This is a genomic window from Paenibacillus soyae (assembly GCF_024623455.1).
GTDB classification, from domain to species: domain Bacteria; phylum Bacillota; class Bacilli; order Paenibacillales; family Paenibacillaceae; genus Pristimantibacillus; species Pristimantibacillus soyae.
The window spans coordinates 177,371-202,408 of sequence record NZ_JANIPJ010000008.1 but is presented as its reverse complement, the minus strand read 5'-3'; the positions used below and the strand labels follow the sequence as shown (position 1 = coordinate 202,408).

The window sequence follows — 25,038 nt, the reverse complement described above, 5'->3', positions numbered from 1 at the left end:
TACCGTCCTCCATACGGAGGGAATATGCAAGATATGAAGGTCTATAGGGAAATTTTTAACCTTCATGCCGTCTTATTTGCCCCGAACGGAACTATCCGTCTGCTCCTCATCCTTCGCCGAAATAAGCAAAACGAGCAAATATTGAAGAGCCGCCGCCGTGAACAAAATGACCGGCATCCAGATCGACTCCATATCGGAGCCGAATACCGCGAGCACCGCGATGGAGATGACGCGTCCCACGTTCAAGAACAGCTCCCTCATGACGACCGACTCGACGCGAAGCTGGCCCTTGAGCGGCAGCGTCCCGATCAAGCGGAAATAGTAGGAATTCAGCGTGTTAATCGCCAGCGGGTTGCAGATGGAGAAGATAATCATGAATGGCACCACCGACCAAAGCCCGACCCCGAACAAGAGAAGCGCCGCTCCGATGACGGTGCCGCTCGTGGAGAGCGCCACGTATTTGCGGACGTTTTCCTTCTGCGCCTTGCGCGAAATGACATAGCCCGTGGCCACCGTGAGCGCGGAGAAGAACACGCCCAAATAGCCGACCCAGTCCTCGCGGCCCACGGCTTGGAACAGCAGGATATTGGGCAGGAACAGCATAATTCCTTGGAACAGGCCCAGGATAAGGAAGCTGTACAAGCTTTTCACCCAGCGCGCGTTCCGTCTCATGACTTCGCCCATTAATTTCAAGTAATACGCTTTATGATGCGATTCGATCTTCGGAATCCGCATACTGATGAAGGCGGCGATAACGAACATGATGAATGCGATGGTAAAGATAATGATATATCCCGAAAGTCCGTCGTTTCGCTGAATGATGAAGCCGGCGAGCGCCGGTCCCAGCAGCCCTGCGGAGTTGAACGTCACGAGGTTAATGGCGAGATACCGGATCCGGTTCGTCTCGGTCGACACGTCGTACTGCAGCACCAAATACCCCGTCCAGTAAAAGCCCGACGCGATGCCGTTAAACAACGCGAACAAAACGTAATAATCCGGCACCCGCTCCTGCGCGATGATGACAAGCAAATAAAAAACCGCGATCAAAACGATCCCCGTCCGGTAGGTGATCATCCGATCCCGCTTCTTCGACAGCCAGCCTCCCGCTGCGAACGCGACAGGCGTTATCGCAAACGAAATAATATTGTATAAGGCATTCACGACGAGATCCTCCGTCAGCCTCCACAAATATAAGTTAAGAAACAGTCCCGACATCGAAGCGCCAAGCTGAAAACAGCTATGAATGATAAGAGAGGTAACGGCATCTTTGCCGAGCCTCCGCTCCGGCGGCAGCGCCGGTCCTTTCGCGGCTTGCCATGCGTGAAGCAGGCGCGTTCTCCAACCCATCTGTCATTCCCCCGTTGCCTTAGTCCGATCGATTGATCTCTCCAATTCACAGTGTAACACATCAATATCGAATAGACAGCGCGCAAAAAGGCAAGAAATCGGCTGTTATTCATCTCATCGATCGATGCTTTGCAGCCGATGGAACGGGAATGGCGGAGTCTCTCCTCGGCTTCCGAGCGCGCGACGAAAGCCCCTCCCGGCCGTCGTAACGGCCGAAAGGAGCTAAATCATTGACTATGGGGCAGCGACCAGATCGGTCGATGCCGCGTGAATCGGATAGACGAACGTATAAGTGCCGGAGCCCGCTTCGATCTTGATGCCGAGACCGTCGCCCGCGACGCTGAGCAGGCCGCCGCCCGCGCGAAGCGGCTCGCCGCTTTCCTTCACGGCGGTCGCGTCGGACGCGCCCGGAAGACGGATTTCCGCCGACGTGTTCGGAGGAATCGTCACCTCGACTTCGATAGAGCCGTCCTCCTTCAGCTTCCAGGCGGAACGAACGGTGCCGTACGGTGTCTCTAGAACTCCCTCGGCCCAGGTCAGACCGCCGCCCGGCTGCGGGGCGATCAGCATCCGCTTGTAGCCCGGAGCTTCTTCATCAGGCTGAATGCCGGCCACGCTTTTGTACAGCCAGTCGCCGACGGCTCCGTATGCGTAGTGGTTGAACGAATTCATGTCCCGGCTCCAGAAGCTGCCGTCTTCCTTGATTCCGTCCCAATGCTCCCAGATCGTCGTCGCGCCTTTGGTGACCGGGTACAGCCAGGACGGATAATCCTTCTGCATCAGCAGCGTATATGCGTCCTCCTGCATCCCGTAGCGGGAGAGCACATGGCTGATATACGGCGTTCCGACGAACCCGGTCGTCAGATGATGCTTGCTGGCCTCCAGCAGCTCCTTCAGCTTGGCGGCCGCGCGTTTCTCTGCCGTCTCGTCCAGCAGCCCGAACATGAGCGCCAGCACATGAGCCGTCTGCGTCGATGCCGACAATCGGCCCGCCGGCGTCACGAACTCTTCCTGAAACGCCGCCACGACGTTCCTCCCCAGCTCTTCGTACACCGCCGCGTCCTCCTCGAGGCCGAGAACATCAGCCGTTTTCCGAAGCAGCATGGTTGAATACGCGTAGAAAGCCGAAGCGATGAGATCTCTTTCGGTGGCGCCGACGTAATCGCCGGATTTGGCGTCGAGGCCAAGCCAGTCGCCGAAGTGAAAGCCGGTGTTCCACAGATATTCCTGCTCGCCCTGCGCGCGGATATACGCTACCCAATGCTTCATGCTCTCGTATTGGCGCTCGAGAATGCGCGTGTCGCCGTAGCTGACGTACAGCGTCCACGGACAGATGACCGCCGCGTCTCCCCATGCCGCGGAGGAGAAGGAGCCGTCGTCGAGAATATGCGGCACGACGAACGGAACGCCGCCGTCCTCCCGTTGATCCGAGGCCAGGTCGCCGAGCCACTTCGCGAAGAACGGCGCGACGTTCGACAGATACGCGGCCGTCTGGATGAACATCTGGGCATCTCCCGTCCAGCCCAGCCTCTCGTCCCGCTGCGGGCAATCCGTCGGCACGTCGAGGAAGTTGCCTTTCAGCCCCCACCTGATGTTGCTCTGCAGCTGGTTAATGAGCGGATCCGAGCACCGGAATCGTCCCGTCTCTTCCATATCGGAATGCAGCACGACCGCTTCGAAGGCGCTCAGATCAATGGGCTCCGGGAATCCGGTCAATCGAATGAAGCGGAAGCCCTGGAAGCTGAAGCGCGGCTCGAACGTCTCTCCGCCGACGCTTCCTTTGCACGTATACCGAATTTCTTGCTTCGCCGCGCGAAGATTATCCGTGTAGAAATTGCCCTCCTGATCAAGTACCTCGGCGTGATGGATGACGACTTCCGCTCCCGCATCTGCAGACACACGGAACCGGACCCAGCCGACCAGATTCTGCCCGAAATCGATAACCGTCTCTTCTGCTGGCGTCGTTATCAGCTCCACCGGCCTTACCGTCTCGATCTTGCGTACGGGCTCGTTGATTTGAGGCGTCAGTCTTCCGTTGTCATGTTGTGCGACTTGGGCGGCCGTCCAGCCCGCCGCATCGAATCCAGCCGTACTGAAGCCGGACAGTTCTTCCCTAGCGTCATACGTTTCCCCGTGATAGATCTCCGACATCAGAATCGGGCCGGCCGCGCATTGCCAGCTCCCGTCCGAGACGATCGTCTCCTCGCTGCCGTCGGCATAGGCAACTCGCAGCTGCAAGAGCAGCCCGAGACGGTCTCCATAATGAGCCTTTTTATTGCCCCAAGCGAGGTACCCCTTGTACCACCCGTTACCGAGCCATGCGCCGATCGCGTTATCGCCAGCCTGCAGCAGCTCCGAGACGTCGTACGTCTGCGTCTGCAGCGTGTGTCGGTAACTCGTCCAGCCGGGAGCGAAATAATCGTTGCCCACGCGCTTCCCGTTCAGCTCAAGCTCGTATAGTCCATGCGCCGTCGCGTAAAGTCTTGCTTTCGCGACCGGCGCCTTTAATGAAAAGCCTTTACGAAGCAGCGGCAGCCGTTCGCTCTCCTCGGGCAGCAATTCGAGCGGGGCGGAAATCCATTCCGCCTCCCAATTCTCGCCTTTCAGCATGCCCGTCTCGAAAAAAGCGATCTCCGACCATGCCGAGGCCTCCCCGTTCTGATTCCATACGCGAACGCGATAATAATAACGCCTGCGCGATTCTGCCTCGAATCCCGCCAACTCCACAAGAACCGACTGCTCCGAAGCGACGCGTCCCGATTGCCAGACGGCCTGCCCGAGGGATTCGTCCGCCGCGAGCTCGATTTCGTATGCCGTCTGGCGTACCGCGCGCTCATCCGATTCGAGCTTCCAGCTGATCCTTGGATGCGTTTCGCCGATCCCGAGCGGATTACGCCGGTATTCGCATCTTAAATCCGTTACTTGAACCATCAATATCCCTCCGTCTACTCGAACATCATCGCCAGCGCTGTCGGCTCTCTCCTGATCCTACGGCCTCAGGCTCTTCCCATTAGGCGGGCGATTCAACTATTATTATAAAAAAGCCGCTTCGAAACTTTATGGGCAAACCGGACATTCTAGCACGGCATTCCGGACATTGAAGCCGTTGATCCTATCGAGTGGGGAGAGACACCGGGATATGAAGAAAACCAGCGAAACGTTACGGGGCGACCATTATTTCAACCGCGATCAGCTTCTGTTCGTGAACCGGGCCACGGAAAACTTCTACGCTCCGTTCCACAACCACGACTTCCTGGAAATCGCCTTCATCGCGGAAGGCGACGGCTTCCATCATGCTGGCGACGAAGTGATGAAGGTGCGCAAGGGCGAGCTGTTCTACATTCCCATCGGCTATTCGCATGTCTTCCGTCCCAATTCGTTAAGCGGCAAGCCGCTGATCGTATACAATTGCGTCTTCTCGGCGCTGCTCCTCCAGAAGCTTATCGCCTTCTCGTCGGATCCCGGATTCATCAGCTATCTGAAGCAGATGGAGGCCGGCGGGCTCGCGTTCCGCGCCTTCCGCGACCGGAACGGCCGCTTCCAGAAGCTGTTCGCTTCCCTGTACGAGCATTACGCCTCGCCGCTTGCGGGAGCGGCGGACTACCGGCATGCTCTCCTGCTGCAGCTTCTCATCGAGCTGCACCAAGAGCAGGAGCTCGAACGGAAGGACGGCCGCGACGGGCTAAGCGACGCTTCCTTCCGCCATGTGCTTCATTATTTGGAGCTCCATTACGGGGAGGAGCTCTCGCTGGCCGCGCTGGCCGAGACGAGCGGCTTCAGCGAACGTCATCTGCAGCGGCTGTTCCATCGCCATACGGGGCAGACCTGGCACCGCTATCTGCAGGCCTTCCGCATTCAGAAGAGCGGGGAGCTGCTTCGCGGCACGGACGACAAGATCAGCATCGTCGCCGAGAAGGTCGGCTATCGGGACATCCAATCTTTTGTCGCCGTGTTCAAGCGAATCACCGGTCTGACTCCGAGCCAATTCCGGGGGAAACAACTCCCTTAAGGCGCATAATAATCCCTTCTCCTGCCCTACACTAACTATCATTCGGAGAGGGGGGAGAACGATGGCGAAGCAGCAGGGACACGGCAACCAGAACACGAAGACCAAATCCTCTGACAAAAAGGGCAACTCGTCCGGCAACAATCATTAACGACGGATCGTCCGAGACCGCTGATGCTTGAACGTAATAAACGTAATAAAGGTACAGTCCTCCAAGATGGGAGGCTGTACCTTTATTCGCTTGTAACCTATTATTCGCTTCTACTCTCCGAAAGCTGCCATCATGTATCTCCGCGGTCCTTTCCCCAATATCGCGCGTCAGGCAGGGATTACGGCGCCGTCGTAGAATATGTGTAGAAGCCCAGCACGCGCTGAGAGCCTCTACGACATATAAAAGTGGTGATACATATGCAATATCTGAAAAATAAATCGTTTACCGTATTCGACTTCGAAACGAGCGGCCTTGATCCGAAGAAGGACCGCGTCATCGAGATGGCCGCGATCCGCGTCGTGAACGGCGAGGTCGCCAGCGAATTCAGCACCCTCGTGCGATACGACGGCAAGCTGTCCGCGAAAATAACGGAGCTCACCGGCATAACGGACGATATGACCGCCTGCGGCATGGACGAGGACACCGCGTTCCGCATTCTGAACCGGATGATCGGCGACCATGTGCTCGTCGCCCATAACGCCTTATTCGACCTCGGCTTCCTGCATCATTCCCTGATGCGCATCGCCGGACGTTCCTTCCGCAACGACTTTATCGACACGCTCACGATCAGCCGCGAGCGCCATGTCTATCCTCATACGCTGAAGGACATGTGCGACAGGTACGGCATTCCGCTCATCGGCGGCCACCGCGCGCTCAACGACGTCGTCGCCTGCTGGGAGCTTTGCCGGACTCTCGACGAAGAAGCGGAAATCGGCGGCTTCCTGAACAAGCTAGGCTATATGAAAAAATACGGGCCCCCTGCCTGGAGCCCGCCACATGCGATATTAGAGCCGATCGAATTGAAATACGCTCCGCGGGAAGCTTAATCCGCCTGGGCCGCTTTCGCGCGTTCCTTGCCTTTGTCGGACTCCCCGGCATTGCGGTTCGCCGCCTCGCGGTCCTGCTTCATTTCCTCCACCGTCTTGACCTTCAGACGAGCCGCGCCCTTGTAATCGCGGGTCGGAAGGAGCGGCCCTTCAGCCAGACGCCGCTTCGCCGCCGCGATCGCATCCGTATATTGAGGCAGCCACTTCTCCCCCGCGACGAGCATCTCGTCCACCATCTGCCATATTTCCTTCGGGTTGCAGACGGCTCCCACCAGCGGATCCATCATGAAAGCCTGACGCAGCAGCTGGTCATCGCCGCGAACGGCCGCTTCCACCGCCAGACGCTGCACCGATATGCTGACGTTGCATACCGCCGCCGGACCAAGCGGCAGATCGCCGACGGTCGGCATCGAGATGCCGTTCCGGTCTACGTAGCCCGGCGCCTCGATGATCGCGTCGGCCGGCAGGTTGGAGATGACGCCTCGGTTCACCACGTTGAAGTGCCCCCGGTATACGCGTCCCGTCTCCAGTCCTTCGATAATGTATGAGCCATGCTCATGGCTTCGGTTCTCTTGCGCGTACGGCAGCGCCGGATCCTTCATCCAATTGGGGAAATCCGTCTCGAACCAATTCCGTCCTTCCGTGCAAACCCTTAGGTAGCCGCCCGTCTCCCCGTTAATCCACGACCCGAGATCAATCCATTCGCCGATTTCCTCCGGACGCTTCCGGTACCAAGGCACGTATTCGCTTAAGTGCCCGTTCGATTCCGTGCTATAGTAGCCGAATCGGCGCAGCATGTCGATACGAACCTTCTCCGTGCGGCTGAAATCGGGATGCTTCTCGAACGCCTCGAGCAGCTTGCCCGTCATATCTTCACCGCCATGCTTAATGGAGATATACCAGGTTTGATGGTTAATGCCCGCGCAAATAATGTCCACTTCTTCCTGCTTCAGGCCGAACGCCTCCGCGATTTGCCAGTGCCCGCCCTGAACTCCATGGCATAATCCGATCGTGCGGACGCCGCCGTACTGGTTGCACGCCCATGTCAGCATCGCCATCGGATTGGCGTAGTTGAGCAGCAGCACATCTTCCGCCGCGTTCTCCCGGATATCCTTGCAGATGCTCAGCATCTCCGCGATGCCGCGCTGACCGTACATAATGCCTCCCGCGCAGAGCGTGTCCCCCACGCATTGGTCGACGCCGTACTTAAGCGGAATATCGACGTCCGTCGCGAATGCCTCGAGTCCGCCGACGCGAATCGTGCAAATGACGTATTTGGCGCCCTTAAGCGCTTCTCTGCGATCTGTTGTCGATTGAATGCGGATGCCGAGGCCGTTCTCCTCGATATCCCGTTGACATAGACGCGTCACCATGTCCAAATTGTGTTCGTTAATATCCGTGAAGGCCACTTCGATGCCGCCGAATTCGGGCACCGACAGCAGATCTCTGAGAAGCCCGCGGGTGAACCCGATCGATCCCGCGCCGATAAACGTAATTTTGAATGCGGACATTCCAATCCCTCCGATTGTCTACTAGATTCGAGTGCGTAATCTTCACCCTTATTGTAGCAAGCGCGGCGGGAAACCGTTATCAATATCCTGACGAACTAATCCGCGACGTGTCAGAAATCGTCACCATGATTATGAGCTTGGTAGGAAATGCGGTACGCGATCGGCGTTTGCCCGGTGCTCTTCTTGAACATCGCATGAAAGTACGCCCGGCTGCCCACACCGACATAATCGCAAATATCCGCCGCCGGAATGTCCGTCTGCCGCAGCAGCATCTTCGCTTTCTCCACGCGCAGCTCCGTCAGATAAGCGGAGATCGTCTTGCCCGTCCCGCTTCGGAAGACGCGATGCAAATAACCGGGATGAAGATTGACGGCCGAAGCAATATCCTTCACTTGAATGTCCCGGTCGTAATTATGATGGATGAACCGAATTGCCTCTTTCACATACCGCTCCGAAGGCCGATCCTCCAATCGGAACGCCTCGCCGCGGATAAAGCCGATCGTTACGAGCAGCTGAGCGAACAGAAGCTCGATTCTCGTCTCTCTGCGGTTGTCCTTCACGTCGAGCTCGAGCACGAGGCTCTTGAGCAGCGGGTACAGCTCGTCCGTATCCCGCAATACCAAATAGGGGCTCGGCTCCGTCGCCAGCCCCATCACGTATGAATCCTCTTCCGCCATCATCCGGAAGGACGGAAAGACCGTCCCGCGTTCCTCCATTCCGAATTCGACGTTCAGCATGCGGCACGGACCGAATTCGCCGACAAGCAGCCGATGCGGCACCGAGGCGTCCAGAATAATAAATTCCCCGCGTCTAAGCACGATGGAGGCCGCGGGTTCGCACGTCGCAAGCTCGATGCGGCATTCGCCCGTTATGACATACATAATCTCGACGGATTCGTGGGTATGGAAACCCATGGCGAACTCCGACCACTGCTTGTAATAATAAGCGAAGAATCGCGGATGCTTCTCTTCCTCCAGCCACGACCGGTCGAAAAGCCCCTTCTTTCGCATAATCTCTCTCCTCCGGACTCTAATTTCCCCTCAGGCTTCCCCCTGACCGCCGCATTCCATATTGCGGCTCATGACGCCGAACAGCTCGATCGCTTTGCACATATCCTCCGAGCTCATGCCGCGGAACAGCTTCAGCATAACCTTCTCTCTCAAATCCATCATCGTTTTCACCATGGCTTGCCCTTCGTTCGTCAGCTGCAAGAGCACCGACCGGCGATCCTGCTCGCTCCGCTCTCTGGTCACGTATCCCAGCTCGATCAACCTGTCCGCGATACCGGTCACGCCGCCGCCCGTAATGAACAACGCTTCTGCGAGGCTCGACGCCTTCTGAGGGCCTTTCTCCGCCAGCACGATCAGCATCTTCCCGTGAGTCATGCCCAGCCCATGCTCGTTCACCCGGTTCCATTCCGCCAGAATGAGCCGCCGCACCTCGCGGAACGACTCGTCCAGCCTCTTCATTAACGTCAATCGGTCCTCATTCGTAGATGTCATTTACGTTCCTCCCGCACTATCACGCAGCCGCGTTCCCCTGAACACGGCATCCCTACTCCCGTCACTTATCGACACAGCCGCCCTGGAAAAGTAAGTGTGTTTGTTCTCATTATATCGCGGTATGGCATCCTAATCCAGAAAATCGGCAAAGACAAAAGGACCGAACGGCGTTTCCTCCGATCGGCCCTCAACCAAACATAATGGGATAGGGCACCGTAACAAGCCTCTTCCCATCGGGGAAGGCCGCCTCGACCTTTACTTCAAGCAAGCTCTCGGCAATCCCGCTCATTACCTGCTCCTTGCGCAGCAGCTTTCCTCCCATCTCAACCAACTCGGAGACCGTCTTGCCGACGAATGCCCCATCCTTAATTTCGGAAGTGATAAGAGCCACGCATTCTTCGACATTCAGCTTCACGCCGCGCTTAAGTCTTCGCCTGGCCAAGTCGGCCTTAATCATTAGAAGCAATTGCTCCTTCTCCGCCTCGGTTAAAGCCATCCGGACTCACTCTCCTTCCATTTGGCTAAAAATTTTCTTACTGCCGTCTGATTATGTTAGATTATATTACATAATATTTGCAAAAAAAAGACCTTTTCCGCATAATAAAAGGTCTTTTGTGTTACATTTATGTGACATGATAAACGATCAAAACTCCTCTTAAAACTCTAGCGCCGCCTTCAAATCTTCACCAGGGCTGCTGCTGAAGCCAAGCTCGTACAGTTTCATCGTCTCCACAAACCGGGAATCTTTGCTTTCCGCGCCCATGACTACCGAGATAAGCCGCTTGCCGTCCCGTTTCGCCGTGCCCGTGAAGCAATAGCCCGCATCGGGCGTGTAACCGGTTTTGAGACCGTCGCTGCCCGAGTACTCGAAGGGCTGGTTCGCCAGCATCAAATTCGTTGCGGCAAGCGCCTGCCCCTGCGTGGACACCTTGACGCTGCTGCGGCTCGCTACCTCCAGCACCTCCGGATATTTCCCGATCAGATAGCCGGCGAGCATAGCCGTGTCTTTCGCGGACAGAAGCGTATCCGTAGCCGCCGAAGCCCCTTCGAATGGCAAAATATCCGTTCGGGAAAGCCCTGTCGCGTTACCGAACACGGCTCCGTCCGACAGTCCTATTTTGGCCGCCTTCCTGTTCATCCGCTCCGTGAAAGCCGCCTCCGAACCGCCGACATGCTCCGCGAGAGCCACGGCGGCGTCGTTCGCCGAATGGATCGCCATGGCGTCGAACAGCTCGCGCACCGTCAATACGTCTCCCTGGGCCAGCCCCATCCCCGCCCCCGGCACTTGCGCCGCGTACTCGCTCGCGGTTACCAAGTCACCCCATTGAAGCGCGCCTTCATGGATGCTGTCCAGCACGATGACCTCCGTCATCATTTTGGACATGCTGGCGGGCGGCAGCGGCACGTCGGCGTTTTTGGCGTATAGTACCTCGCCCGTATCCGCGTCGATGAGGAATGCGGCGGTCGATTGAATCGGCGGCGCCTTCGGCTCCATCGCTTCCTTCGCCCATGCCCCTGCTCCATATACCACAGCCGCAATTAACGCGGCGAATAGGAATCTTAATCCGTATTTCGGTTTTTCTCGTACAACCATTGACCCTCTCATGAATAAAGTCTCCTTCCGCGCAGCTCGCCTTTCTCTCTTTCGAGTATAGGGAGTTTAGCTTAAGGAGACCCTAACGCAATCATAAAAATCTCTTAATTCTTTTTTAAGATGAGGTTCATAAACATGACTTTGATCACGAAGATTTCTCATAGCAGCCTTCTCGACGTCGAATTTTGAATTCAGCCGAAACTTCCGATGCTCACGTAGCGCTGCTACGCTCCGCTTCTCAGTTTCTAGCTTCATCCAAACTTCTCGGTGCTGAAAGCCATGCTTATGAACTTTTATTTATATGAAAAACGGAAAACAATCAACAACCTTAAAAATCACCAGAAAATCAAGAAGGCATCAATGGAAGCGATACGCGGAAAATCGTCCTTTCGGGGCTGCTGCCGGCTTCGATCGTTCCCCTGTGCTTCTCGATGATGCTCTTGGAGATGGCCAGACCGAGTCCCGAGCCCCCCGACCATCGCGTCCTGGACTTGTCGGCCCGATAGAAACGATCGAAAATATGAGGCAGATCAATCGCCGAGATCGGCTCCCCGTAGTTCACGACCTCCACGACGGCCGTTCGTTCGAAGGTCCTTATGCTGACGTCGATTCGTTTGCCTTCCCTACCGTAATTCATCGCGTTAGAGATTAAATTTTCGAACACCCGCGCAAGCTTCGGGGCATCCGCCCGGATCATGACCGTCTTCTCCGCCGCGTGCAGCTCGCCCTTCATGCCGGCCTCGCCTAGCGGCATATGATATTGGACTAGCAGCTGGCCCAGCATCTCAACCAAATTAATTGGCTCCAGATGCATCGCGACCGTATCGTGGCGCATTCTCGTATATTCGAACAAATCGTTGATCAGCGTATGCAGATGCTGCGATTTCTCGTACGCGATGCCGACATAATGGCGCAGCTCCACTTCGTCCCGGTATCGATCCTGCTCGATGAGGCCGAGATAGCCGACAACGGACGTAAGCGGCGTACGCAGATCGTGGGAGACGTTCGTAATCAATTCGTTTTTGGCCTGCTCCGCTTTGCGCTCCTCTTCGAGCGCATGAAGAAGCCGTTCCGTCAATTGATTGACGTTGCCCGCAAGAACGCCGAACGCCGTACCCCTGCTCACCTTGATCCGGTGATTCAGCTCCAGCCTGCCCTCCGCGATTTGCTTGACGGTATCGTTGATCTTGCCGATCGAGCTGAACAGGAGCCATTGAAGCAGCAGGAAGCAGCCGAAGAACAAGACGATCCAAATGAACCACAGTCCGAGCCCGCCAGGCGTTCCATTGACAACCAAGTTGCCGATATCCCGCAAAAAATAAAAAAAGCTGACGTTGCTGGACAAAAACAAGCTGACGACGAATAGAATGGCTAACGCGATCAGCGCGACCACCGCGCTAATAATAACGTTCAAGATCGATCGGAATACGAGTCTGGACACGATGTTATCCTTCAATTTTGTAGCCAACCCCCCAGACGGTCACGATCAGCTTCTCGCCGAGCTCCTTCTCCAGCTTATCCCTCAGCTTGCTGATATGCACCATTACCGTATTGTTCGATTCGAAATATTTCTCTTTCCACACCTGCTGGAAAATGTCCTCCGCGCTGAACACGCGGCCGGGCTGTCCCGCCAGCAAATGGAGGATGCCGAATTCCGTCGACGTCAGATGCAGCGGGCGGCCGTCCACATCGGCGGAATGGCTGAGCTTGTCGATCCGCAGCGCGCCGAGCCGAAGCTCTTTCCCTTCGCCGCCGAATCCTCCGCCGTTCTCGGCCGGCTTGCTGTATTGATACGATCTGCGCAGCAGCGACCGCACCCGGGCAAGCAGCTCAAGCGGATTAAACGGCTTCGCCATATAGTCGTCGGCCCCCGTCATGAGCCCCATAATTTTGTCCATATCTCCCGTCTTCGCGCTGACCATCAGAATCGGCACGTGATGCTCCTTCCTCAGCCGGCGGCAAACCTCCAGTCCATCCAGCTTGGGCATCATGATATCGAGAATAACCAGATCCGCAGGCTGCCGCTCGAACGCTTCGATCGCGGCCTCGCCGTCCAAGGCGACCTCCGTCTGGAAGCCCTCGTTTCTCAAATAGATTTCGATCAATTCCGCGATCTCCCGCTCGTCGTCCACGATAAGCACTCGCCGTTCCACTTTAATCCCTCTCCTTCTGTCCGATGCTTCTACTATACATGATCGAACGGTCCCGCGTAATGCGCGGAAGCATGAATTCACAAAGCTTAAGCCATTTTTAAGATATTTTTAAAGAAGATCATGCCTTTAGGGGAAATGGCCTCATATAGCCAACGCCTGTCCATTATGATAATATTATGAGTATTCATGCGATAACGTTATAAGCGTCGAAAGCGATGCATTTCGACTATTTATGAGGAGGTACAATATTTATGGCGGCCAAAAGAATGCGTTCTGACATGATCAAAAAAGGCTTCGACCGCGCGCCTCACCGCAGCTTGCTCCGCGCAGCGGGCGTCAAAGACGAGGATTTCGGCAAACCGTTTATCGCGGTGTGCAACTCTTATATCGACATCGTGCCCGGGCACGTTCACTTGCAGGAATTCGGCAAGCTGGTGAAGGAAGCGATCCGCGAAGCCGGCGGCGTTCCGTTCGAATTCAACACCATCGGCGTGGACGACGGCATCGCGATGGGCCATATCGGCATGCGCTACTCGCTCGCGAGCCGCGAGATTATCGCGGATTCCGTCGAGACGGTCGTGAACGCGCACTGGTTCGACGGCATGGTCTGCATCCCGAACTGCGACAAGATTACGCCAGGCATGATGCTGGGCGCGCTCCGCGTCAACATCCCGACCGTTATGGTAAGCGGCGGCCCGATGAAGGCCGGCAAGACGTCCGACGGACGTTCGATCTCCCTCTCCAGCGTGTTCGAGGGCGTAGGCGCTCACCAAGCAGGCAAAATCAACGACGAGCAGCTTCTTGAGCTCGAACAATACGGCTGTCCGACATGCGGCTCCTGCTCCGGCATGTTCACGGCGAACTCCATGAACTGTCTCGCGGAAGCGATGGGTCTCGCGATGCCGGGCAACGGCACGATTCTGGCCGTATCGCCTGAGCGCAAGGAATTCGTCAAGGAATCCGCGCGTCAGCTGATGAAGCTGATCGAGCTTGGCCTGAAGCCTCGCGACATCGTAACCAAAGAAGCGATCGACAACATGTTCGCGGTGGACATGGCGATGGGCGGTTCCACGAATACGGTTCTTCATACGCTGGCTATCGCTCACGAAGCCGGCATCGAATATCCGATCGAGCGCATTAACGAAGTGGCGGAGCGCGTGCCGCATCTGGCGAAGATCGCTCCGGCATCCGACTGGCACATCGAGGACGTGCACAACGCCGGCGGCGTTAGCGCGGTTCTGAACGAGCTGCTGAAGAAGGAAGGCGCTTTGCACGGCGATTGTATCACCGTAACCGGCAAGACGCTTCGCGAGAACGTGGAAGGCTGCGAAATTCAGAACTACGACGTTATTCGCCCTATCGACAATCCGCATACGGAGCGCGGCGGTCTGGCCGTATTGTTCGGCAACCTGGCTCCGAACGGCGCGATCATTAAGACCGGCGCAGTCGACAAATCGGTTGGCGGCTACCACAAAGGCCCTGCCATCTGCTTCGACTCCCAAGACGAAGCGCTTGCGGGCATCGCGGGCGGCAAGATCAAGGAAGGCCATGTCGTTATTATCCGCTACGAAGGACCGAAGGGCGGACCGGGCATGCCGGAAATGCTGGCTCCAACGTCCCAAATCGTCGGCATGGGCCTCGGCGCCAAAGTCGCTCTCGTTACGGACGGACGTTTCTCCGGCGCTTCCCGCGGCATCAGCATCGGCCATGCTTCTCCTGAAGCAGCCGAAGGCGGACCGATCGCGTTCGTACGCGACGGCGACATCGTCGAGATCGATATGAACAACCGCACGATGGACCTGCTCATCAGCGACGAAGAGTTCGAGAAGCGCCGCGCCGAATGGCCGGGCTTCGAGCTTAAGATCAAACGCGGCTACCTGGCGCGTTACGCTCATCTCGTAACTTCCGCCAGCACGGGCGGCGTTATGAAGATGTAGTCTTACAAGTAAGGGGCAGCCATCCGGCTGCCCTCTTTTTTTCGACTGAATTATCGATTGGCCCATTTACTTTTTAAGGAGCATTACTGCCTGTGTTGAAATTTGTTTCCTGTTTGTTATGCATTGCACTCCTGCTTTTAACTATGCCTATTCAAGCTGTCCAAGCGGACTCCGTCCCCGAGCAGGCGCATAACGAGTCGGATCAAGACGAGATCGAAAAAAGGCTGGCGGATTATTACGGTCTAGGCGAGCCTGGAGATGAACCAAAGCACAGACGGATATTGTCGGGCGACTGGGGAATATCGTTTAACAAAGAACCTGTTGTCTTGCAAGGCGGCGATCCCTGGACTTTCATTTTCTTCGCCGTCGTGAAATTCATCTTCTCATTTTTATAGACGCAATCAAAAGCCGGTTTGCCTTCCCGCTTGTCGCGGGCAGCAAACCGGCTTATTCATTGAGACCGATTGGATCGGTATCAATCTTTTTTTTTAGAAAGCTGTCGTCTTCGTCCCCATCGAAGCCTCGTCCGCCGCTCCGCCGAGCACCCGGTCCACCGTCTCCGCGACCCGCTCCACTTCTTCCTTCACCATCCGTGTCTGCACCGTAGCGTAAGTGAGAAGCTTCTGCACCGGCATGAGCACCATGCGCGGCGATATCGCATCGCTCCGGTCCTTGCTCTTGCGTCCATGGCTGTATTGCTTCGAATTGGTAAGCACCTTAAGCAGCAGCTTCAGATAGATGCGCGTAGATTTGGCGAACAATCCTTCGGGCAGCTGGAAGATCTCGAAGCCTAGCCGATCCGCGCCCCGGTGAACCATGGTAACCCCGTAAACCGCCTTAATATGCTGGGCGTCCGGATCGCTTGCCAGCTGGTCAGCCAGAAGCGGAAGCGCCCGCTCCACTTCGCGGAGCATGCGGATGCCGGTCGCGAGCGGCGACTTGGAGTCGGCCGCGATGCCCGACAGCATGCGGTTATCGAAGTGAAGCTCCGCGATTCTGTCGCCCTTCTCGACGGTTCCTCCGCTGGCGAGCTGCACGTTTTCTCCGGTATAAGTCGTCACTCGGTAATGGAACGCGGGAACCTCCGCCTCGCCAACCTTCTTCAGGCGGAATACGAGATGAAACGCGCTTTCCCACAACAGCCACATCGAAATGATCGCCCTCTTGAAGAACGACCGGCGCGTCGCCCGGAAAGCATCCGTCAGCTTCATCATCTCGTCAATGCCGACGAACGTATATCCTTTCTTCGTCGCTTCCTCCATATAAGCTTCCAAGGCAATAAGCATGTTGCGCGGAGCATCCTTGTCCGCGCCGAGCGTGTTGCCGCAATCATGCAGCAGCAATACTTCGCCGGGTCTCATCTTCTTCATCATGCGGCGCTTCAAACGTTCGGCGCCAACCTTCTCGCGCCAATCGCCGAACATCGCCGACCACAAGATAATGTGCAAATAACCTAGATTGGAATAATCGAACAAATTGACGATTCCCCACGGCGGCCTATAATAGACCGCCTTCTCTCCCGTCGCGCTCTCGATTACGGCGTTCGTCCGCTCGATCTGGCGCCTTACGGTTCTAGGGCGCATAACCCAATTCGATTTGTGGACATAATTATGAATACCGATGATATGTCCTTCCTCACGCATGCGGCGAAGCAGCTCCTCCTGCCCTTCCGCGTGCGAGCCGACAACAAAAAACGTCGCTTTGGCGTTGTATCTGGCCAGCAAATCGAGCAGCTGGGGCGTATAGACCGGATCCGGTCCGTCGTCGAACGTCAAAGCGATTTCCTTATGAACGCGTCCCTTCTTGAATACCCGAAAGCCGAACGTGCGGCTGATCAGACCAGGGAGAAACGCGTAGAACGTCATGACATAAAATCCCCATAATAACAAATTTTCCATTTTGTTTTCCCCACCGTTTTATGAATTGGTCGATGATTGATCAGCGGTTCTGAACAATAACAATACCTCTAATTGTAGCATATTCTCATAAAAAATAGGCACAATTCGTAAAAACTATAGTACAATCTTAATGGAAAGACGACCAATCATTTATCGAATCGAAGGAATGAAGGGAAGGGAATAGCTTGCTGCCATTTTACAAAAAATATTGGAGAACCGCTTTCGACATCGCGCTCATCGCATTGACGGTCTACCTGATCATGTTCGCGTTCAGCTTTGTATACCGGATTGCCACCCCGATCTTTTTCGGATTCGTTATCTTCATGGCGATCGAGCCGCTGGCGAAGCTTCTGAACAGATGGGGCGTCAAGAAATCGATCGCTTCGGGCATCTCCGTCGTCGTGTTTACGCTCGTCATCTTGGGCGCATTGTCCGGCGCCGCCGTACTGATCAAGAATCAAGGCGAATCCTTGATGAAGAACTTCCCTACATACCAGAAAGTGCTCGCCGAGCAAATCGGCAATCTGACCGCGGAGCTCGAGACGCAGCTCGATCGTCTGCCGAATGACGTCAATCTATCGGAAGAAACCAAAAATTTAATCGCCGGAGCAACGGATACGTTAAAGAATTGGGCGGACCACTTCATCACTTGGCTCATTGGTTCCGTCTCTTCCTTCTCCAGCTTCCTGTTCAACTTCGTGCTTGGCATTGTATTAGCTTATTTCTTAAGCATCGAAATTACAACCTGGAAACGCACGGCAAACGAAAAGACGCCCCGCACCTTCAAGAATGCGTTCTTTTTCCTGCGGGACAACGTCTTTAGAGGCATTGCCACCTATTTGAAGGCCCAGCTCAAAATGATCAGCATTACGTTCATCGTCATCCTGATCGCCTTGATTTTGCTGGGCGTCGAGAACGCGTTCGTCATATCCGTTGTCGCGGCGATCTTCGACGTCCTGCCGCTGCTCGGCGTAAGCACGCTGTTCATTCCATGGATTATCTACTTGTTCATCGTCGGCAACGTGTCGCTTGGCGTTTGGCTGACGGCCTTGCTGCTCGTCGTCATCGTGACGCGGCAGATTCTCGAACCAAAAATAACGGGCGATTCGCTTGGCGTATCGGCCTTCACGATGCTCTCTTTCATGATCATCTCGCTTTCGTTGTTCGGCGTTGCCGGCGTTATCATCTCGCCGATTCTGGTCATTCTCGTGAAGTCGCTTTACGACCAAGGCTACTTCCACCGATGGATTCGGACGCCTGTGGACGAATACGATTCTCCCGTCGCGTCGCAAGACGAGAACGCAATGATGGACGATGGCATCGTCGGGAAACCAAAGTCCGATAGCGCCGAATAGGCCCTTTCAATGAAAAAGGCTCCTATGCTCTTCTTATTGAAGAGTCATTAGGAGCCTTTTTTGCCGCTTTCCAGCTCGGCCGCGATGTCCATGGCGCCTCGAAACAGCTTCGTCGCTTGATGGCCGCTGCCGATCGGACGGTTCGCTGCGAGCACCGCGATCGCGTAACGAGGCGAATCGGTCGGACCATATCCGGCAAACCATTGATGATTGAGATACCTCCCGCTCCGGAGGGCTTCGGCCGTCCCCGATTTCCCCGCAACCGTCCATATTCCCCTCCGGATGGATGAGCCCGTCCCATGATCGGTGACCGCTTCCATGCTTCTTAAGAGAATATCGGCAGTACCGCCTCCGATTCTTCCCCACGACTGCTCCGCATGTCGAGGCTTCAGCTTGACCATGCTCTCGCCCGATGCGTAACGGATCTCGCTGACAAGCCTTGGCTCCATGACAGCTCCCCTATGCAGCAGCGTGACGATCAGGTTCGCCGCTTGCAGTGGCGTCATTCTCACGTCTCGCTGTCCGATGCCGCTTTGCGCCATTACGCCTCCGTCCGCGTGTCCGGGATCGACGAAGAGCTTGCCCTCCTCCTCCTCCTCCAGAAGCCGAAGCGGATGGGCGAACGGACCGAATGCCCGGTCATGATGCCAACCGACCCGCTCCAGCACGCCTAACGATTCCGCCGTTCTCTGCAGCTCCTCCGCTCTCAGCCTCTCAGCCAGCGTCGCAAAAACAATGTTGCAGGATTGGGCAATCCCCTCTTCCATGCTAAGGTCTCCATGACCGCCTTCTTTCCAGCAGGATAATCCGTATTTGCCGTATTCCCCATCGCAATGAAATGTTTCATGGCGGCCGGCGACGCGGTGCTCCAGCGCGGCGGCAGCTGTAATCAGCTTGTAGATCGAGCCGGGCTCCACCGCCTTAATCGCATGATTCTCCCATTCGCTGCCGTCCGCCGATAAAAATTGTCCGGGGTGTAGCTTAGGTCTCGACACCATCGCCGCGATATCCGCATTACGCGTGTCCAATACGACAATCGCGCCTTCCGAGAGCCCCATTCGATCGGCATAAGCTTCAAGCTTGTTTTGTAGCTCCAGATCGATCGTCGTTACGACTTGAAGCGGATAATAGCGGTTGCGAGGCTGCCTGACCCGGAGGTCCAAGCCATGCAGCGGCGCGTTGCGGGCATCCATGTAATAAGAAACCGAGGTCTGTCCGATCCCGTGAAGCAGGCTGTCGAGCGACTTCTCGAGCCCCGATCCCCCGACTTGCTCCGAAAGCTTGCGCCTTCCCGCCTTCAGGTCGTCCGGATGCTTCGCCTCTAGCCACTCCGGATGCTCGCTCGTGAACCCGATCCAATGCTTGGCGTCGAAGCTGCTGATATAACGGTTCCGGTATGGAAGGACGCGAATGCCTTCCACATTCAGCTTCTCGATGGCATCCGCTTGATCCTTGGTCAGCCGCATGGGCGTTTCTTCGTCACCGTCGTGCCAAAACCCGGGCGCTTCCAAAGCGTCCCAACGCGATTGCAGCTCGTTTGGCGTAACCTCAAGCACGGAAGCAAGCGCATGCAATTGCTCCCGATCGCCGCGGGTGTCGGGACGGACCGGGAACATGGCCAGGGCGGAATAGGTTTCTCCCGTAATAGGCTTTCCGTAACGATCCACGAAATCGCCTCTACCCGTATCTAGCACCATGCTTCTCTGGCGCTGTACGACCGCCATTCGCTTCCAGCCGTCTCTGCCGCCCGGCGCAGGAGCGTGAGCAGGCAAATGGCCGGGAAGCAGCTGCAGCCAGGCCAATCTCCCGACAAACAGCAGCAGGACAAGGGAAATCAGCAAACCCGCGGCAAATATTCTCTTGGCCATAACCTGAAAGCACTCCCTTCGCAACCAGCAAGAAACATCTCATCTGTTCCTAGTGTTGCCGATAGGGGCGCTCCTTCAAACGTTCGGCGCGGTGCACAAAAAGAGACGGCTTCCCGTCTCTATTAACGGGAAAACCGCCTCGTTCCTATTATTCGACTTTAAATTTCGAAAGCGACTCCTGAAGTCCTTTCGATACGGCATCCAGCTTCTCGGACAAGACGACCAGCCCTTCGCTTATGCCCAGCTGCTCGCTGCTAAGCGAGGCGACCTCCTCCGATGTGGCCGAAGCCTGCTCCGCTACCGCGCTTACGCTTGTCATCGCGTCGGACAATACCGTCTGCGACTGGTTCAGCTCGTTGATCGAATTCGTCGCCAGCTCCAGCTTCTCGACGAACTGCCCCATTTGGCCGCGAACGGTCAAGAAAATCTGATTCGCTTCCCTAACGGACAGTATTTGCTCCTGGAACAACGGGTACGCCTCCGACAGCACCCGTACCGTTTCTTCGATTTCGCCTTGAATTTTGGCCGTGATCCGGCCTACCACGTCAATGGACTGTCTCGATTGATCCGCAAGCTTGCGTATTTCGTCCGCTACGACCATAAATCCCTTCCCGGCGACGCCGGCTCGTGCCGCTTCGATCGTGGCGTTCAATGACAGAATGTTCGTTTGCTTGGTCAAGTTGTTCAGCACGTCCAAGATTTTGACGATCGAACCCGTGCTTTCTTTGAGCGCGTCGACCTTCTCCACCATCGATCTGGTCATCTCTTCGGTCATGCCCGTCTTCTGAATGAGCTGGCCCATATACGCCGTTCCTTGCTCGCTCGCTTTCTCGACGGAAACCGCCGATCCCGCCATCTGACCGTTCGCATCGATGACGTTCTTCATCTGATCGTTCATATGGGACGTTATGTCGCTTCCACGCTCCGCTTCCACGGCAAGGCTTGTCGCGCCGTTTGCGATTTCCTCCGTCGCGACCGCGATTTCTTTGGCCGAAATCGCCGTCTTCCGGGAGGCATCCGTCAGATCGGTTGCCGTTTGCAGCACATCGGCCGCCGAACGCGTCGTTTGTTTGGCAAGCTCGGTTATTTGCGACATCATCTCGTTAAAGCTATCGGATAGCTCGCCGATCTCATCCGTACGGTTTCGGAGCGTCGAGCGGACCGTTAGATTGCCGTTGGAGCCTTCCACCATCAAGTTGCGAAGCGTAACGAGCGGCTGCGCGATCGTGCGCACGACCAGGTATCCGATTGCGATCGCGATGACGGCTGCAAGAAGCACCATGAGCCAAGTCAAGCTTCGAATAATTTCGGCATCCTCGACCAGCTGTTTAACCGGAATCGTTGCGACGAACCGCCATCCCGACTGCTCGGAGGTTTGGTAGGCCGCGAGCACACTGTCGCCGTTTGCCGTTTTCATTTTCTCGCTGCCCTGCGCGGCTTTGTCGCCCTCCGCGGGAAGACTTACGATATGCGGCTGGCCGATCAAGCTATAATCAGCGTTCACAACATATTGGCCGGCGCCGTTCACGATCGATAAAGTGCTCTTATCGCCGAATTGCACATTGCTGTACTGCTCAACGAGAGATTTGCTGTTTATCTCTATGACGAGGACAAAGGCTTCTTTCTCGTAAGACGTTTTGATCGTACGGCTGATCGCGACGGAGTCGGTCGCGCTGGATGCGATGATGCCGCCTTCCTGAGGCTCGATCCAATAAACGCGCCCCTCCTTCTCCAACGTGCCCTTGAACCAGCCGGTACTCGAAAGCTCTGCGGCCTTTTTACTGTTCCTGCTTCCGACCGTAATCAGCGATCTGTCCGGGTTGCTCGGAACAAGCGCCGCTCCCGTAATGGTTTTATTGCCCATGACGTAGTTGGACAGCCGCTCCGAAATGAGTCGGTTCGCCTGCAGAATATCGAAATCGTCCTCCGACTTGACGATCGTGTTCAAGTTATCGATGATATCCTTATCGATCAATACCTGAAGCGTTAAATCCGCATAGCTTTGGAACACATTGTCTAGATTGCTTGTCACTTGGTTGACGGTCTGAAAGCTGGCTTCCGACACGTTTTTTTCGATCAAACTTTTCGACTGGGAGTAAGCGATCAATCCTACCGTCAATACGCATACGATGATACTGATGAAATTGATGGCGAATAGCTTGGTCCCTACCGACTTGACCAGAACGGAAAGGGGAGTGCGTTTTAGAGTCGCCGCCGTCCTGTGTACGGCGTTGATGGCGCCTCTTCCGGCTTTTCGGGCAATCGGCGCACAACGTTCCACGAATTTAACCGCTTTCTTTTTGAACGCTGATTGACCTCTCTTCCATTTGTTTCCCCAATTCTTCAAGTCTGACATGCTGCAAAACACCGCCTTAGCTGAATTGTGCTGTCCCAGGCCATACCGAGCCATAGAGCAGCCGAAAAAAAGAATAATAGTTACTTTATCGACACCGCTCCGTGATATCATAATAGTTACCATAAAAAAAAGCCGAACCGGAATGACGGTTCGGCTTCGGCTTGCGGGACGCTCGTATTTATTCGATTTTGAATCGGGACAGCGACTCCGACAGCCCACGGGATACGGCATCCAGCTTCTCCGACAGTTCGACTAGATTTTCGCTGATACTCAGCTGCTCGCTGCTGAGCGATGCCACTTCCTCGGATGTTGCGGAAGCCTCCTCCGCGACGGCGCTGACGTTCGTCATCGCTTCGGCCATTACCGCTTGCGACTCGTCCAGTCTGCTGACGGAGCTCGTCACGCCGTCCAGTCGATGCGCGAATTGGCTCATTTGCTCCTGTACGCTGACGAATATTTCGTTCGCTTCCTTCACGGAATGAATTTGTTCTTGGAAGAGCGGATACGCATCCGACAGGACATGTACGGTTTCATCGATTTCGGAACGGATTTTTTCCGTGATTTTGGCTACGACATCGATGGATTGACGGGATTGGTCCGCCAGCTTGCGAATCTCGTCCGCCACGACCATGAAGCCTTTGCCGGCCGCTCCCGCGCGCGCCGCCTCTATCGTTGCGTTAAGAGAAAGAATGTTCGTTTGCTTCGTTAAGCTGTTAAGCACGTCCAAAATTTTGACGATGGAGCCCGTGCTTTCCTTCAGCGCGTCCACCTTCTCCACCATGGAACGAGTCATTTGCTCGGTTGCGGCGGTCTTCTGGATCAGGCTGCTCATATAGGTCGTGCCCTGCTTGCTTGCGTTCTCGACCTTGGATGCGGACTCGACCATCTCGCTGTTGGCTTCGATCACCTGCTGCATTTGTTCGTTGATGTGCCCCGTCAGCTCGTTGCCCTTCTCTGCTTCAACCGCAAGGCTAGTCGCGCCATTGGCGATTTCTTCGGTCGCCACCGCGATTTCTTTGGCGGAAGCAGAGGTTTTGCGGGACGCGTCCGTCAAATCGGAAGCCGTGGAAAGCACTTGCTCCGCGGATCGCGTCGTCTGAAGCGCGAGTGCCGTAATTTGCTCCATCATTTCGTTAAAGCTCGTGCTGAGCGTGCCGATTTCGTCTTGGCGCTTCCGAATCGTCGATCGGACCGTGAGATTGCCGCGAGCGCCTTCCATCATGAGGGAACATATCTGCACCAGCGGCTTCGCGATCGTCACGATGATGATCCCGCCAATGCCGATAGCGAGAACCGCCGCCGCGGCTACCGTAATCCAAGTTAACGTGCGTATCGAGTTCGCGTCCTTGACGAGCTCGTTCACCGGGATCGTTCCGACAAGCCGCCAATCCATGGATTCGAAGCCTTGGTACACCGCAAGCGCTTCCCCGCGGTCAGAGGTGTCTACCTTCTTCGAACCGTGCTTCGCTTCGCTGCCTTCTGTCGGCAGCGGAAGGCCGCTTGCTTGGCGGATAAGCGCGGGATCTCCGTGGACAACGTAATTGCCTGCCTGATCGATGATGCTGATCTGGCTGTCGTCTCCAAGCACAACCTCCGCATAACGTTCTTTGAGCGAATTCACTTCCATCTCGAACAGAAGCAGATAGCTTGCTTGACTGGAGACGGAATCCTTCAGCAGGCGGCTGATTCCGAAGGTCGGCGTCGACGAGTCGAGCGACAGACCGCCCTCTTGCGGCGCCAGCCATAATACTTTCCCATTAAGCTCGACCGACTGTTTGAACCACTCGGATTCCATCAGAGCCTTTGCGCGGGACATTTGCGACCCTCCGGTCGTCAATACCGGCAGACTATTATTTTCCCCGACAGGCAGTAGCATGATGCCCTTGATCGTGCTGTTCCCGAGCGTATAGGCCTGCATCTTATCGTTAAGCTTGCGGGAAGCCTCGAATCTCGCGAAGTCGTCCTCGCCGCTTGACATATCGCTGACTAGAGTATGGAAATCTTTATCTATTAATATTTGCAGGCTGAGATCTTCATATGTTTTAAAGATGATATCCAGGTTATCTGCTACTTGAGTTATAGTCTGCAAGCTTGCTTCGGACACTTTCTTCTCCACAAGGGACTTCGCTTCCGAATAGGCCAACAGGCCTACTGTCAACACGCACGCCAGAATACTGGCGAAGATGGCGATGAACAGCTTGATGCCAACCGACTTGAACGGGTTGGTCCAGTTCATGCCTTCAAAAGCGGAGGAAGCCGCTTTCGCCGTGGACGCAACCGCTTTGCCGCCTTTCAACCATGATTCACCCATTTTTTTCTTGGTAACGTTTTCATTTTGCTGCTTCCCGCCAGCGTTCTTCTTGAATAATGTCTTCCATGATTTTTTTTCTTTCTCGGCCACCTGGGATAGCACCCGCCTTTCAAATTGGTCATGCCTAAGCTTCTTCCAGCTTGCTCGAAATGTGGCGAAATC

The 25,038-nt window shown here is 55.7% G+C and carries 18 protein-coding genes; 5 read left to right on the top strand and 13 right to left on the bottom strand.

Annotation, left to right across the window (positions count from 1 at the left end):
- Positions 1-72 precede the first annotated feature (72 nt).
- Both NQZ67_RS13210 and NQZ67_RS13205 read right to left on the bottom strand, forming a co-directional pair.
- Positions 73-1,347, bottom strand: a complete 1,275-nt coding sequence (locus tag NQZ67_RS13210) for an MFS transporter (RefSeq protein WP_257446241.1) — start codon at positions 1,345-1,347, stop codon at positions 73-75.
- Between the two features lie 234 nt (positions 1,348-1,581).
- Complete coding sequence (locus NQZ67_RS13205) at positions 1,582-4,278, bottom strand: family 78 glycoside hydrolase catalytic domain (protein WP_257446239.1); 2,697 nt, start codon at positions 4,276-4,278, stop codon at positions 1,582-1,584.
- A gap of 208 nt (positions 4,279-4,486) precedes the next feature.
- On the opposite strand from NQZ67_RS13205, the gene NQZ67_RS13200 reads away from it, so the two are divergent.
- Complete coding sequence (locus tag NQZ67_RS13200) at positions 4,487-5,356, top strand: AraC family transcriptional regulator (protein WP_257446237.1); 870 nt, start codon at positions 4,487-4,489, stop codon at positions 5,354-5,356.
- A gap of 405 nt (positions 5,357-5,761) precedes the next feature.
- Positions 5,762-6,391 (top strand): 3'-5' exonuclease, encoded by a 630-nt coding sequence (locus NQZ67_RS13195; protein WP_257446234.1) that lies wholly within the window; start codon positions 5,762-5,764, stop codon positions 6,389-6,391.
- On the opposite strand, the gene NQZ67_RS13190 is transcribed toward NQZ67_RS13195, so the two are convergent.
- The 7 genes from NQZ67_RS13190 to NQZ67_RS13160 form a co-directional block, all read right to left on the bottom strand.
- Positions 6,388-7,902 carry an alpha-glucosidase/alpha-galactosidase gene (locus tag NQZ67_RS13190; protein WP_257446231.1) on the bottom strand — a complete coding sequence of 505 codons (1,515 nt, stop codon included), beginning with the start codon at positions 7,900-7,902 and terminating at the stop codon, positions 6,388-6,390. The genes NQZ67_RS13195 and NQZ67_RS13190 overlap by 4 nt on opposite strands.
- Positions 7,903-8,012: 110 nt before the next feature.
- Entirely contained in the window at positions 8,013-8,912 is a 900-nt protein-coding gene (locus tag NQZ67_RS13185) for an AraC family transcriptional regulator (RefSeq protein WP_257446228.1), read from the bottom strand.
- 30 nt (positions 8,913-8,942) lie between these two features.
- Complete coding sequence (locus NQZ67_RS13180) at positions 8,943-9,404, bottom strand: MarR family winged helix-turn-helix transcriptional regulator (protein WP_257446224.1); 462 nt, start codon at positions 9,402-9,404, stop codon at positions 8,943-8,945.
- A 187-nt stretch (positions 9,405-9,591) separates the two neighbouring features.
- A complete protein-coding gene (gene ureA, locus NQZ67_RS13175) occupies positions 9,592-9,900 on the bottom strand; it encodes an urease subunit gamma (RefSeq protein WP_257446221.1) in 309 nt (102 codons plus the stop codon).
- A 159-nt stretch (positions 9,901-10,059) separates the two neighbouring features.
- Positions 10,060-11,010, bottom strand: coding sequence for a D-alanyl-D-alanine carboxypeptidase family protein (locus tag NQZ67_RS13170; RefSeq protein ID WP_257446219.1), 951 nt, complete (start codon positions 11,008-11,010; stop codon positions 10,060-10,062).
- A 334-nt stretch (positions 11,011-11,344) separates the two neighbouring features.
- On the bottom strand, positions 11,345-12,466 hold the full coding sequence (locus tag NQZ67_RS13165) for a sensor histidine kinase (RefSeq protein ID WP_257446215.1): 1,122 nt from the start codon (positions 12,464-12,466) through the stop codon (positions 11,345-11,347).
- Positions 12,444-13,151 carry a response regulator transcription factor gene (locus tag NQZ67_RS13160; protein ID WP_257446213.1) on the bottom strand — a complete coding sequence of 236 codons (708 nt, stop codon included), beginning with the start codon at positions 13,149-13,151 and terminating at the stop codon, positions 12,444-12,446. Before NQZ67_RS13160 ends, NQZ67_RS13165 begins: the two co-directional genes overlap by 23 nt.
- A gap of 251 nt (positions 13,152-13,402) precedes the next feature.
- Here NQZ67_RS13160 and ilvD point away from each other — a divergent pair, with 251 nt between their 5' ends.
- Positions 13,403-15,088 carry a dihydroxy-acid dehydratase gene (gene ilvD / locus NQZ67_RS13155; protein ID WP_257446211.1) on the top strand — a complete coding sequence of 562 codons (1,686 nt, stop codon included), beginning with the start codon at positions 13,403-13,405 and terminating at the stop codon, positions 15,086-15,088.
- Positions 15,089-15,180: 92 nt separating this feature from the next.
- On the top strand, positions 15,181-15,483 hold the full coding sequence (locus NQZ67_RS13150) for a hypothetical protein (RefSeq protein ID WP_257446209.1): 303 nt from the start codon (positions 15,181-15,183) through the stop codon (positions 15,481-15,483).
- A gap of 93 nt (positions 15,484-15,576) precedes the next feature.
- Here the strand turns inward: NQZ67_RS13150 and NQZ67_RS13145 are convergent, their stop codons facing one another.
- Entirely contained in the window at positions 15,577-16,986 is a 1,410-nt protein-coding gene (locus NQZ67_RS13145) for a polysaccharide deacetylase family protein (protein WP_257446206.1), read from the bottom strand.
- A 185-nt stretch (positions 16,987-17,171) separates the two neighbouring features.
- Between NQZ67_RS13145 and ytvI the strand changes: the two genes are divergently transcribed.
- Positions 17,172-18,341, top strand: a complete 1,170-nt coding sequence (gene ytvI, locus NQZ67_RS13140; protein WP_257446204.1) for a sporulation integral membrane protein YtvI — start codon at positions 17,172-17,174, stop codon at positions 18,339-18,341.
- 47 nt (positions 18,342-18,388) lie between these two features.
- Here ytvI and NQZ67_RS13135 read toward each other — a convergent pair whose 3' ends face one another.
- The 3 genes from NQZ67_RS13135 to NQZ67_RS13125 all read right to left on the bottom strand — a co-directional run bounded on the left by NQZ67_RS13135 (position 18,389) and on the right by NQZ67_RS13125 (position 24,801).
- Positions 18,389-20,209, bottom strand: coding sequence for a peptidoglycan D,D-transpeptidase FtsI family protein (locus tag NQZ67_RS13135; protein WP_257446202.1), 1,821 nt, complete (start codon positions 20,207-20,209; stop codon positions 18,389-18,391).
- Between the two features lie 148 nt (positions 20,210-20,357).
- Positions 20,358-22,565, bottom strand: coding sequence for a methyl-accepting chemotaxis protein (locus NQZ67_RS13130; protein WP_257446200.1), 2,208 nt, complete (start codon positions 22,563-22,565; stop codon positions 20,358-20,360).
- A 178-nt stretch (positions 22,566-22,743) separates the two neighbouring features.
- Entirely contained in the window at positions 22,744-24,801 is a 2,058-nt protein-coding gene (locus tag NQZ67_RS13125) for a methyl-accepting chemotaxis protein (RefSeq protein WP_306812856.1), read from the bottom strand.
- Positions 24,802-25,038 lie beyond the last annotated feature (237 nt).